Annotated in this window: 8 protein-coding genes and 2 rRNA genes; 4 read left to right on the top strand and 6 right to left on the bottom strand. The window is 45.2% G+C overall.

The window, feature by feature from the left end; all coding sequences use genetic code 11:
* Window positions 1-105: 105 nt before the first annotated feature.
* On the top strand, window positions 106-300 hold the full coding sequence (locus tag AAA942_RS20195; RefSeq protein ID WP_338222121.1) for a hypothetical protein: 195 nt from the start codon (window positions 106-108) through the stop codon (window positions 298-300).
* A 203-nt stretch (window positions 301-503) separates the two neighbouring features.
* On the opposite strand, the gene AAA942_RS20190 is transcribed toward AAA942_RS20195, so the two are convergent.
* The 4 genes from AAA942_RS20190 to rplU form a co-directional block, all read right to left on the bottom strand.
* Window positions 504-1,814, bottom strand: coding sequence for an ATP-binding protein (locus AAA942_RS20190; protein WP_338222120.1), 1,311 nt, complete (start codon window positions 1,812-1,814; stop codon window positions 504-506).
* Window positions 1,815-2,506: 692 nt separating this feature from the next.
* Window positions 2,507-5,569: a WD40/YVTN/BNR-like repeat-containing protein gene (locus AAA942_RS20185; protein ID WP_338222119.1), complete on the bottom strand. Its 3,063-nt coding sequence runs from the start codon at window positions 5,567-5,569 to the stop codon at window positions 2,507-2,509.
* Window positions 5,570-5,716: 147 nt separating this feature from the next.
* Window positions 5,717-5,977, bottom strand: a complete 261-nt coding sequence (rpmA, locus tag AAA942_RS20180) for a 50S ribosomal protein L27 (RefSeq protein WP_338222118.1) — start codon at window positions 5,975-5,977, stop codon at window positions 5,717-5,719.
* 36 nt (window positions 5,978-6,013) lie between these two features.
* The gene (gene rplU, locus AAA942_RS20175) at window positions 6,014-6,325 is read right to left on the bottom strand and encodes a 50S ribosomal protein L21 (RefSeq protein WP_338222117.1); all 312 of its coding nucleotides are present in this window, start codon (window positions 6,323-6,325) and stop codon (window positions 6,014-6,016) included.
* Window positions 6,326-7,022: 697 nt separating this feature from the next.
* Between rplU and AAA942_RS20170 the strand changes: the two genes are divergently transcribed.
* The 3 genes from AAA942_RS20170 (at window position 7,023) to AAA942_RS20160 (ending at window position 10,959) form a co-directional block, all read left to right on the top strand.
* Window positions 7,023-8,003 (top strand): ribonucleoside-diphosphate reductase small subunit, encoded by a 981-nt coding sequence (locus AAA942_RS20170; protein ID WP_338222116.1) that lies wholly within the window; start codon window positions 7,023-7,025, stop codon window positions 8,001-8,003.
* Window positions 8,004-8,046: 43 nt separating this feature from the next.
* Window positions 8,047-10,443, top strand: a complete 2,397-nt coding sequence (locus tag AAA942_RS20165) for a ribonucleoside-diphosphate reductase subunit alpha (RefSeq protein WP_338222115.1) — start codon at window positions 8,047-8,049, stop codon at window positions 10,441-10,443.
* A gap of 75 nt (window positions 10,444-10,518) precedes the next feature.
* Window positions 10,519-10,959, top strand: a complete 441-nt coding sequence (locus AAA942_RS20160) for a hypothetical protein (protein ID WP_338222114.1) — start codon at window positions 10,519-10,521, stop codon at window positions 10,957-10,959.
* 159 nt (window positions 10,960-11,118) lie between these two features.
* On the opposite strand, the gene rrf is transcribed toward AAA942_RS20160, so the two are convergent.
* Window positions 11,119-11,230, bottom strand: a 5S ribosomal RNA gene (gene rrf, locus AAA942_RS20155).
* A gap of 142 nt (window positions 11,231-11,372) precedes the next feature.
* A 23S ribosomal RNA gene (locus tag AAA942_RS20150) occupies window positions 11,373-13,147 on the bottom strand; the annotation flags it as partial.

Below are 13,147 nucleotides of genomic sequence, written 5' to 3'. Positions count from 1 at the left end.
TACAAGCTCAACAGAAGATACTTTGGTCAAAAACTGTTTGACCGACTCATCATTGCTTCGATTTACCCATACTGGTATGATTGCGGATAATCATATATGAGAAAAATGAAGAAAGACTATCCTAACAAAATGGCAGTTATAGATTCTATTGGAAATACTTTAGCCGATTTTACACCTAACGGATTAGATATAAATAAAATTATGATAAAAAATGGGGAACTGTGGATCCCTGAAAATCTTAACACAAACTTGAATGAAAGCCAATTAAAAATATATAAATTAAAGATTAATTTAAATTAATTATTCTTCCATTGTTAAGAGTATTTTTCACCTGATTTATAAGATAAATTGAAGTAAAATCCTTTTAAATCCACATATACTAATCAAAAGTTTCGAGTTTAAACCCTCAAGCTTTTGAAAATGCCAACATTTAAAAAAAATCCCCACCCAGTGTAGTTTGATGAAGATTTTAAAAGTGGCCTTGACCAGGCGTATGTTTTTAACTATACTTCCTCGAGAAGCCATCTCCAGACAGGAATGATATCGACCTTGACCCCATCAAATTCCAAGGTTTCGGACTCACCAAATGTGAGAATGAGGCCCCTTTTGACTTTTGCGTAAGCGCATGTCTTGAGGACACCCTTGATTTCCCGATCTCTTGTATGCAGCTGTTCCATGGACCAAGTTACCTGTATCGGAAGTGGCTCTTCGTCTTCCTGCAAAACCACAAAATCGCATTCGTGCGACTGGTCTGAATAGTAGAATATCCTTTGCTGATAGATGGAGCCATAGCGACGGTAGAGTTGCTGAAAGACCAGATTCTCCAACAACACTCCGTTTCGCTCAGGCTGTATGCCAACCAATGCATTTAAAAGTCCGTTATCCAGCCAATAGGCCTTCTTGTCAGACTTTTCTGACTTTCCCGGAGAATGGTCAAATCGTCCGATCCGCTTGAATAGATAAGCATCTTCTGCATAGTTCAATACTTCATACACGGTGTTCAAACCCACGGAATATCCCATGGATTTGAGGTGATTGAAATACCTCCTTACCGATACAGGCTGACCCACACTTCCTGCCACCAATCGAAAAAGAGACCTCAAATATTGGAAATTCGACAGCTGACGGTATTCGACAATGTCCCGTAGCAGCATGGTATTGTAGTATTCCTGAAGATAGGCTATTTGCAGGCTGGGCTCAGTCAGGCGTGTGAGCTCAGGATAGCCTCCCTGGAAGAGGTATTTTTTGAAATAAACCTCCGTGGTGCTTTTCTCCGGACCAAAGACCGAAGGCTTATGCCTGTAAAACCTGCAAAACTCCTGAAAAGAAAGGGGGAAAATCTCCAGGGCAATACTTCTTCCTCTGAGCACTGTATTGATTTCTGTATGCAAAAGTCGGCTGTTACTACCCGTGAAGCATATTTTTTTGGTGTAGGTTTCACTGATACGATTGAGAAATCTTTCCCATCCCACAGCGGCTTGAACCTCATCAAAAAAGAAGTAGCACTCGCTCAACTGTAACCCAGGATGTAACTCCCTCCAAGCTTGAAGGATTTGATCAAGATGTTCTGGAAGCAAGTGTACCCTTTCGTCCTCAAAATTGAAATAGATCATTTGGGTAAGACTAACCCCTTTAGAAGCAGAAAGCTCCTGCATGTATAGGAACATGGCCGAAGTCTTCCCTACTCGACGTGGTCCGAGGACCGCCTGCATTTTGGGCAAGTCCAAATACAACTTGGTGTCTCTTGGCACCAAGTCTTCGGTAAGTTGCCGAGAGGAATTTTCTATCAGTATATCTTTCAACACTTCTTTCATACTTTAAATTTAAAAAAATGGATCTAAAAATGACAATATTTATATTTTTGTCTTTATAAAAAAGACAAATTAATATCCGATATTATTGCAAAGCCTCAGAAAATACTCTAAAGGAATATAAAATTCTCCAGCAATTCCTATTAGCAGAGTGGATAATTCCCCAGAATACGGTTGGAATGAGAAAATTGGTAATGTAAAATTGTATCCCAAAGACTGTCTCTGACCCACCCGTCACCCAATTGAAACTTGGTCTGAAGAACAGATTCTAGGCTTAGATTAGAAGATTAGTTTGTTTTAATATTAATCAATTCCATTTTCTCTTTATTGACTCTTTTTGGCCCCTACCCCCACTCAGTGTAGTTTGATGAAGAATTTGAAAGTTGGGTTGGCCAGGCGTATTTTTGAAACTACGCCTCCCTATCCAAAACGAATTTATAATTTGCTTGTGCTTCAATAGTTGACGAAAAAAAAGCCCTTTGCATCCCGATGGCTATCCGGTAGGTAAGGATATTACGGGGATTGCGGATTTCGCCTAGCGACCAATTGAACCTTAGAGGTGCAAAGTATAGACTACAACTAGGAGGGTTTAGGTTGTTTTTGGAAGAAAAAAAATCAAGAAAAATATCTTTGGATGTTTTGAAAACCTCAAAGGTCCAAAAAAGGCCTTCAGATCACTCTGAAGGCCTTTTGCATTACTTCTTGATTTCCAACTTGGTTTTCATTTCCTCGATATTAAGCAGTCGGGAGATCTGCTCCCGTTCCAGTTTTCGGAATCGGGTCAGCTGCACATCGATCTGCTCGGTCAGCTCTTTTCTTACCGCTTCGGATTGATCGGTTGGTTTGTAGTCCCCATTCCCCACCACACTACTCAAGTGAGCCAGCTTATTGTTCAGTCGGATCGGAAAGTTGAGGGGATCCTGACCACTTCGGTTTTTGGTCTGATAGAGGGTCTCTTCGATTTCCTGCATTTCAGCTTTAATGGCATCCAGATTTTCAGGCTTGGAGGAAAGCGAATCCAGCTCGGATCGATACGCCCGGATCAACTTGATGGTCTGATGGGTTTCGGTGATTTTATCACGCACAGCCAAAAGGAAGTTGTATTGCTCTTCCAACTCGGCCTGTGTGGATTCGTAGCGAGGATCAGCCAATACTTTAAAGCTTTGCTCCTGAGCTTGACCATCCACGGTCATTTTCACTTTGTAGATTCCCGGAACCACCTTTGGACCACGAAGATTGGCTGCCCACATGATGAGTCCGTCGAAGCCTTCGGCATTTTCTGCTCTGAGGTTCCAGCTAAATTCACCAGCCCCTTCTTTGACTTTCAATGTATCTCCATTTACCCCTTTGGTGGAGAACCAACGGATACGTTCATTTTTGTCATTGAAGAATTCAAGTTTCAGCTCATCTGCTGGTTTTTCCTTCAGGAAATAATACACCAAAACTCCTCCCGGACGGTTGGTTCCATTGGTCAGACTGCTTCTTTTCATACCATCCATTCGGTACGAATCCTGCGGCTTATACAGGTGGAAAGCCTTGTTTTCAATTCCTTGCTCAGCTTGATGCAGTACAGTCAGATCATCAATGATCCAGAATGATCTTCCCTGTGTTGCCGCAATCAGGTTGTTTTCCTTGATGGTCAAATCCGTAATCGGAACAATCGGGAGATTCAACTGAAGCGAATGCCAGCTTGCACCATCGTCCTTGGAATAATACATGCCTGTTTCCGTTCCTGCATAAAGCATTCCTCTTTTCACAGGATCAGCTCGCAACACCCGGGTAAAGTGCTCCGGATCGATGCCTGAAACGATCTTGGTCCAGGTTTTTCCATAATCGGTGGTCTTGTAGAGGTAAGGCTGGTAGTTCCCCATTTTATATCCGGTGGCAGCAAAATACGCCTCCCCTGCCTCAAATGGACTTGCCTCGATCGAATTGATCTGAAGCCACTCTGGCATATCGGAAGGGGTTACGTTTTGCCAGGTTTTACCATTGTCCACAGTCACATGCACCAAGCCATCATCCGAACCCGCCCAGATGACACCCTGCTTCACCGGAGACTCAGCTGCGGTAAAGATGGTCGCGTAGTATTCTACCGAGGTATTGTCTTTGGTGATTGGACCTCCCGAAGGTCCGAGTTTGCTCTTGTCATTTCGGGTTAGGTCAGGAGAAAAGACCTCCCAGCTTTGGCCTTCGTTGGTCGAGCGATGAAACTGATTACTGGTCGTGTAGAGTAGCTTGGGATCATGAGGAGAAAAGAAGATCGGGAAGTTCCACTGGAAGCGGTATTTCATTCCTTCTGCCCCATGACCCATCGGGTTGTCAGGCCATACATTGACGGTACGAGAAGTTCCGTTGCGGTGATTCTCTCGGGTCAACAGACCTCCATACGAACCACCGTAGACGATATCATTATCCAAAGGATCCGGCGCAATCCAGCCGGACTCACCTCCTGCCGTTGGTTCCCAATCGGATTCGGTGATCGCTCCTCCATCATTTCGGTGACGGATTCGGACAGTAGAATTATCCTGTTGCGCACCGTAAATGCGGTATGGAAAGCTATTGTCGGTGGTCACCCTATAAAACTGGGAAGTAGGCTGATTCATGTAGGTCGACCAATTTTCTCCCCCATCTTCAGATACTTGAGCTCCGCCATCGTCTGCTATTATCATCCGCTGATTGTTTGCCGGATCGATCCAAAGGTCGTGGTGATCCCCATGAGGAGCATTGGCGCCTTTAAAAGTTTTGCCTCCATCGGTGGATTTGTGATAACTCACATTGAGTACGTAGACAGTTTCCTCATCCTGAGTATCCGCATAGATTCGGGAATAGTACCAAGCCCGCTGACGAAGGCTTCGGTCTTCATTGACTTTCTCCCAGGTTTGCCCGGCATCTTTGGAAGTAAAGACTCCTCCGTTGTCATTTTCGATGATGGCATAGAGTCGGTTGGAGTTTTTGGGAGAAACGGTGATTCCCATGATTCCCAGCACCCCTTTTGGGAAAGTTTCTTTGGCAGACAGCTCTTCCCAATTTTTACCCCCATCGGTGGATTTAAACATCTTGGAACCCGGACCACCACTTTCGAGGCTATATGGAGTTCGTTTGATTTCCCAGGTCGTGGCATAGATCGTCTCTGGATTGTTTGGGTCGAGGATCAAATCCACCGCACCGGATTGCTCGTTGGTGTACAGGATTTTCTCCCAGTTCTTTCCACCGTCGGTCGTTTTATATACACCACGTAGGTCAGTTGGCTGGAAAATATCCCCCAATACTGCTGCGTAAACCACATCCGGATTGGTGGGATGTATACGAAGTCGGGAGATAAACCTGCTTTTTTCCAAGCCGGCCCGAGACCAGGTTTTTCCGGCATCGGTGCTTTTCCACATTCCATAGCCAAAAGAGACATTACCCCGGACGGTTTTTTCACCCCCACCGGCATAAACGACAGAAGTATCGCTTTCGGCTACTGCGACAGCTCCCATAGAGCCGCCAAAGAAACCGTCGGATACGGATTTCCAGGTTTGTCCTGCATTGGTGGTTTTCCAAATACCTCCCCCTGTGGAGGCGAAGTAGTAGGTTTTATCACTGCCATTCACTCCAGTCACCCCATCGGCTCTTCCTCCCCGGAAGGGACCAATCAGGCGCCATTGGACAGCATCATACACTTTGGGATCCGGGACTTGCTGCGCAAAAAGCAGATTCCCGGCAAGAGTCAGGAGCAAGACAAGTCCCGACCAGGAAAATCTAGTAATCTTTTTCATCTAAGGTTGGTTGGTATTGATTCAATTCAAAAGTTAGGAGGAATCATGGAAAAATCACTTTTTTCTTGACCAATGGTGGAAAAATTCGGGTAGGCACAAAAAAAACCTCTTCGTTGGAAGAGGTTTAGCGTTTCATTGAGGTAGGTCTTAAGCTTGAGAAGGCACTACGCTTACGTAAGACTTGCCATCTGCTTTCTTCTTGAATGCTACCACTCCGTCAGAAAGAGCAAACAAAGTATGGTCTTTGCCCACGCCAACATTAAGTCCTGCATGATGCTTAGTACCTCTTTGTCTTACAATAATGTTTCCGGCGATAACTACTTCACCGCCAAATTTCTTCACACCCAATCTTTTGGAATGTGATTCACGACCGTTCTTGGAACTACCTACACCTTTTTTGTGTGCCATGGTTTTGTACGTTTATGAATTTTCCTGAGGAAAATATCAGAGTGAAATGTTTTCGATCAATACTTTGGTGAAGTCTTGTCTGTGACCGTTCTTCTTCTTGTAGCCTTTTCTACGCTTCTTTTTGAAGACAATCACTTTGTCACCTTTGACATGATCCAGGATTTTCCCGGATACCTTGGCTCCTGCAAGAGTGGGAGCGCCTACAGACACAGCGCCGTCAGCTTCAGCCAACAAGACCTGGTCAAATTCCACGGAAGCGCCAGTTGCGACATCCAGCTTGGGAGCGTAGACGAACTGATCTTTTGTTACTTTGAACTGCTTACCTGCGATGTTTACAATTGCGTACATGAGAATTGATTTATCGAAATCGGAGTGCAAATATAGGGAATACATTTGGAACAAAAAACCAAACTTCAAAAATGAAAAGGGAATCTCTGTGCAGAAAAGTAAAGAAAACGAATATAACCTAGGTTGGTATCCTTCATCCTTTATATAATGGTGGAACCAAAAAGATATCCCTCTTCCAATTTCCACATAATGAAGGGTGAGAAATTCAACTATCCTTGACAAAAAGCAGATTAAAAACACCATCTTTCCCTCCTGTTAATCATGAGAAATATTCACAATTCCCAAGCGGAATCTGGCTTTTACCCTGAAAATGAACAGCTTGAAAAAGCCAAGCTATTGGCTAACCACTTGGTAAAACAGGGTAATTCTTTTTGACTTAAGTTCAAAATTTTAGTCATATTTTCTTGTGGAAAACTTTTTTGAATTTGTTGAAAATATTTCAAACGTCGGATATGAGCCTATTTGATTGATTTTTAACTTGATTTAAAAACACATAAAATACTGATTTTATGATCTATATATATTTTCTGACTTCAGGTCAAAAAAGTGATTAAAGTACCTGTTTAGGGATTTTTTTTTATCATTTTGCTTTACATATTTGTTCATAGGCTGTTCTGAAAAGGCAGCCTTTGCTATCAGCAGCCCAGCCAAAGGAGAGTTTGAAGCCCATTTGTTTACATTAAAACCAGAGAGAAAGATGCAGCAAGAACCCATTTTACAAGAGAACAAAAACAGATTTGTCCTATTCCCAATTCAGCATGCCGACATATGGCAGTTTTATAAAAAGGCTGAAGCAAGTTTTTGGACAGCAGAGGAGATTGATTTGAGTCAGGACTTGACCGACTGGAAAAACCTGAACGACGGAGAGCGACACTTTATTTCTCATGTCTTGGCCTTCTTCGCAGCTTCCGACGGAATCGTTAACGAAAATCTCGCTGAGCATTTCGTTGCGGAAGTCCAGTACACTGAGGCTAAGTTTTTCTATGGCTTCCAGATTGCCATGGAAAACATCCACTCCGAGACCTACTCCTTATTGATCGACACTTATATCAAAGATGCTGCAGAAAGAGACAAGCTCCTCAATGCCATTGAGCATATCGATTGCGTCAAGAAGAAAGCAGACTGGGCACTGCGATGGATTGACAATGGCAACTTCCAGGAAAGATTAATTGCCTTTGCTGCGGTAGAAGGAATCTTCTTTTCCGGTTCTTTCTGCTCCATCTTCTGGCTGAAGAAAAGAGGCTTGATGCCTGGCTTGACCTTCTCCAATGAATTGATCTCGAGAGATGAGGGATTGCACTGCGACTTTGCCTGCCATCTCTATACCAAGCATGTGGTCAATCAGCTACCAAAAGACACCGTACGGGAAATCATCATGGACGCAGTGGCCATCGAAAAAGAATTTGTAACCGATGCTCTTCCTGTGCGATTGATCGGAATGAATGCAGACCTGATGTGTCAATACATCGAGTTTGTGGCTGATCGCTTGTTGATGGAATTGGGCTGCGAAAAAGTTTGGAACAGCACCAATCCATTTGACTTCATGGAAATGATCTCTCTTCAGGGTAAGACTAACTTCTTTGAGAAAAGAGTTGGAGATTATCAGAAAGCAGGAGTCATGAAATCCACAGAGCCTGCCGAGAGCGCTGCACGATTCTCCATTGAGGAGGACTTTTAATACCCCACTTTTCTACCACCAACCATCCTAAAATCGCCTGCATATGTTAGTAATCAAAAGAGACGGAAGAAGAGAATCAGTACGATTCGACAAAATCACAGCAAGGATAGAAAATCTCTGCTACGAATTAGACCCAAAGTTCATTCAGCCCATTGAAGTGGCGAAGAAGGTCATCGACGGCCTTTATGATGGGGTGACCACATCAGAATTGGATAATCTGGCAGCGGAAGTTTGTGCTTCCCTGACCGTACGCCACCCGGACTATGCAATCCTGGCTGCGCGGATAGCCATCTCCAACCTTCATAAGACCACCAGTCAGTCCTTTTCCAATACTATGAAAAGGCTGTACACTTACATCAATCCTAAAACTGGAGAAAACGCACAATTGATCGATACTGAAGTCTATGGTATCATCAAAAAGAATGCGGCCCGCCTGGATGATGCGATTGATTACAAAAGGGATTTTGGATACGATTACTTCGGCTATAAAACGCTAGAAAGAAGCTATCTGATCCGCTTGGATGGTAAGGTAGTCGAAAGACCTCAGCATATGCTGATGAGAGTCGCTGTGGGTATCCACAGAGAGGATATTGAGTCTGCTATTGAGACCTACAACCTGCTTTCTGAAAAGTGGTTTACACACGCCACTCCTACCCTATTCAACGCCGGTACTCCAAAACCTCAGCTTAGCTCCTGTTTCCTTCTCACCATGAAGGATGACAGTATCGATGGGATTTATGATACACTTAAGCAGTGCGCCAAAATCTCCCAATCGGCTGGAGGTATCGGGCTGTCCATTCACCATGTACGAGCCAAAGGAAGCTACATCAAAGGCACCAATGGCGTATCGAATGGAATTGTGCCGATGCTGAGAAACTTCGACATGACCGCCCGCTACGTAGATCAAGGAGGGGGAAAAAGAAAAGGCAGCTTTGCCATCTATCTTGAGCCTTGGCATGCCGACATCAAGGATTTCTTGGAACTGAAAAGAAATCACGGAAAAGAAGAAATGCGTGCGCGAGATCTTTTCTATGCCCTTTGGATTCCGGATTTATTTATGAAGCGGGTAGAGAAAAACGAGGAATGGTCACTCTTCTGCCCTAACGAAGCTCCTGGACTTTCCGACTGTCATGGAGAAGAGTTTGAGCGACTGTATGAAAAGTATGAGAAGGAGGGCAAGGCAAGAGAAACCATTAAAGCCCAAGAGCTTTGGTTTGAAATCCTTGAATCTCAGATTGAGACAGGAACTCCTTACATGCTCTACAAGGATGCGGCCAACAGCAAATCCAATCAACAGAATTTGGGAACCATCAAGTCTTCGAATCTTTGTACAGAAATCATCGAGTACACTGCACCGGATGAGGTGGCTGTTTGTAATCTGGCTTCTATTGCTTTGCCGAAGTTTGTGACAGCGGGACCTGATGGAAAACTGTTCTTTGATCACTCCAAGCTATATGAAATCACCAAGGTAGCGACCAAAAACCTCAACAAAGTAATTGACATCAACTACTATCCAGTAGAAGAGGCAAGAAGATCCAACTTCCGACATAGACCAATCGGCTTGGGCATCCAAGGTTTAGCTGATGCCTTTATCATGCTAAAAATGCCATTCGATTCTGCAGAAGCAAGGGGCCTGAATGAAGACATCTTTGAGACCATTTATTACGCTGCTGTGGAAACTTCCATGGAGTTGGCTAGAGTTCAGGGCACCTATGAAACCTATGACGGAAGTCCTGCTTCAAAAGGTATTTTGCAGTTTGACATGTGGGGAGTGACTCCAAAGTCGGGTCGTTGGAATTGGGATCAGTTGAAGGAAAAGGTGAAAAAGCATGGATTGAGAAACTCACTCCTAGTGGCACCAATGCCTACAGCATCCACCTCACAGATTTTGGGCAACAACGAGTGCTTTGAACCATACACCACCAATATCTACACACGAAGAACTCTCTCTGGAGAATTTATTGTGGTGAACAAGCACCTGATGAAAGATTTGATCAATTTGGGCCTCTGGAATGACACCATGAGAAACCGATTGATTTCTACAAACGGTTCGGTTCAAAACATTCCAAACATCCCACAAAACATTAAGGATCTTTACAAGACAGTTTGGGAAATTTCTCAAAAAGTGATCATTGACATGGCCGCAGATAGAGGTGCCTATATCTGTCAGTCACAAAGTATGAACATCTTCATGCAGGATCCCAACTTCGGTAAACTGACCTCAATGCATTTCTATGCTTGGAAAAAAGGACTGAAGACCGGTATGTACTATTTGAGATCACAAGCTGCAGCTTCTGCGATTAAGTTTACTTTGGATAAGTCTGCCCTAGAGCCCAAAGTAGAGAAAGCCAATGAAGTAGAAGCCATTAAAACACAAAAGCAAGACGCCATCGCTTGCTCACTGGATGATCCGGAAGGCTGCGAAATGTGCGGAAGTTAAAATTTCTAGAGTTCGTAAAATGGATAAAAGGCGTTTGATAGTATCAAGCGCTTTTTTGTTTACCTATATTGTATTATGGATTTAGAAAATATTGAAACCCGTCTTCAGGCTTTAAAAAGTGATTCCCTGGCTAAGTTTGGCATCATGACCCCACAGCATATGGTTGAGCATTTGATTTTGACTATCAAGCTTTCTTATGGTCGGGTCAAAATCCCCAATTTCATCCCTAATGAAAAGCAGTTAAATGCAAAACAGGCCTTATTGTATACGGATATGGAGTTTCCTGTTGGAGTAAAGGCGCCGGGTTTACCCGCTGATTTGCTGGAGCTGCGGTATCCGGATTTGGAAACAGCAAAGGGAGAATTAAAAAAGGCAATGCAGGCCTACCAAGAGACTTTTGAGAAAAGCCCGGAGGCAGAGTTCACCCATCCTCGATTTGGTTTGTTAACCCATAAGGAATGGGAGATTTTTCACCACAAACATATCGGGCACCATTTTCGGCAGTTTGGGATTTGAATTAAAAAAAAATTTGGGTCTTGAAGGTTAAATAGGTCAGATTAAAGAAACGAATTCTACCCTCTCACTTCTTGCTTCTCGGCTCTTGCCTTTTGTCTCCTGCATTTACAGAAGGTCCAAAAACACAAAAACCCCAGTCTTTAAACTGAGGTTTGAATAAAGTGGCGGCGACCTACTCTCCCGGGTGTAACCCCAGTACCATCGGCGCTGCAGGGCTTAACTTCTCTGTTCGGGATGGGAAGAGGTGGGACCCCTGCGCTAGGCCGCCTAAATCTTGATGTCCGATGACCGATGTCCGTTGACGGATGATCATGCGTACACATAATTTCTTAAGTTCTGCTTTTGTCTTTCATCGGTCATCCGACATCCGACATCCAGCATTTTAACATATTTCGTAGAAACTGTAACAAACCGTAGGTAAGCTTTCGGGCAATTAGTACTGCTCAGCTATGCCATTGCTGACTTTACACCTGCAGCCTATCAACCTGGTCGTCTCCCAGGGCCCTATATGGAAGTCTCATCTTGAGGGGAGTTTCGCACTTAGATGCTTTCAGCGCTTATCTCTTCCCGACGTAGCTACCCGGCAGTGCAGTTGGCACCACAACCGGTACACCAGCGGTCAGTCCAACCCGGTCCTCTCGTACTAAGGTCAGGTCCTCGCAAACTTCCCACGCCCGCAACAGATAGGGACCGAACTGTCTCACGACGTTCTGAACCCAGCTCGCGTGCCACTTTAATCGGCGAACAGCCGAACCCTTGGGACCTTCTCCAGCCCCAGGATGTGACGAGCCGACATCGAGGTGCCAAACCTCCCCGTCGATATGAGCTCTTGGGGGAGATCAGCCTGTTATCCCCAGCGTACCTTTTATCCTTTGAGCGACGGCCCTTCCATTCAGAACCGCCGGATCACTATACCCGTGTTTCCACCCTGCTCGGCTTGTCGGCCTTACAGTCAAGCTCCCTTATGCTATTGCACTCCACGTACGGTTACCAAGCGTACTGAGGGAACCTTTGGAAGCCTCCGTTATCCTTTTGGAGGCGACCACCCCAGTCAAACTACCCACCAAGCAATGTCCCCGCCACGGCGGGTTAGATACCAAGCAAACAAAGGGTGGTATTTCAACGGCGACTCCAAGAACACTGGCGTGCCCCCTTCACAGTCTCCCACCTATCCTACACATCGTTTGCCCAGTACCAATGCTAAGCTGCAGTAAAGGTGCATGGGGTCTTTCCGTCCCGTTGCGGGTACACGGCATCTTCACCGTGACTACAATTTCACCGAGCTCATGGCTGAGACAGCGCCCAGATCGTTACACCATTCGTGCAGGTCGGAACTTACCCGACAAGGAATTTCGCTACCTTAGGACCGTTATAGTTACGGCCGCCGTTTACTGGGGCTTCGATTCAATGCGTCGCTTGCGCTAACATCCCCTCTTAACCTTCCAGCACCGGGCAGGTGTCAGGCCTTATACCTAGTCTTTCAACTTCGCAAAGCCATGTGTTTTTGTTAAACAGTCGCCTGGGCCTCTTCACTGCGGCCCCCTGTTACAGGGGCGCCCCTTCTCCCGAAGTTACAGGGCCATTTTGCCGAGTTCCTTAGCCATGATTCACTCGAGCACCTTAGGATTCTCTCCTCGACCACCTGTGTCGGTTTGCGGTACGGGTACTCATACGCTTAGCGCTAGAAGTTTTTCTTGGAAGCCCTTAGGGTCACTATCCGGTTGTCCTAAGACGCCCGGTACTATCACCTTCGGCTAGTCCGACGCATTTTACTATCAGACCAATACCTACTGGCTTCAACGCGGTATTCCGTCACCGCGCGGACCTTTCATCACTCCGTCACTCCATCGCCTGTATGAGCAGTACGGGAATATTAACCCGTTGTCCATCGACTACCCCTCTCGGGTTCGCCTTAGGCCCCGACTAACCCTGATCCGATTAACGTTGATCAGGAAACCTGGGTCTTACGGTGGGCGGGTTTCTCGCCCGCCTTATCGTTACTTATGCCTACATTTGCTTTTCCAATCTCTCCAGCAAACCTTACAGTTCACCTTCGCCGATATTGGAATGCTCCCCTACCACTGTCCGCCTGAGGCGGACAATCCTTCGCTTCGGTATTAGGTTTGATGCCCGATTATTATCGACGCCCTGTCGCTCGACCAGTGAGCTGTTACGCACTCTTTAAAGG

The sequence above is a fragment of the Algoriphagus sp. oki45 genome (assembly GCF_036245605.1).
Lineage (GTDB): Bacteria > Bacteroidota > Bacteroidia > Cytophagales > Cyclobacteriaceae > Algoriphagus.
This window is presented reverse-complemented; position numbering and strand designations above follow the sequence as displayed.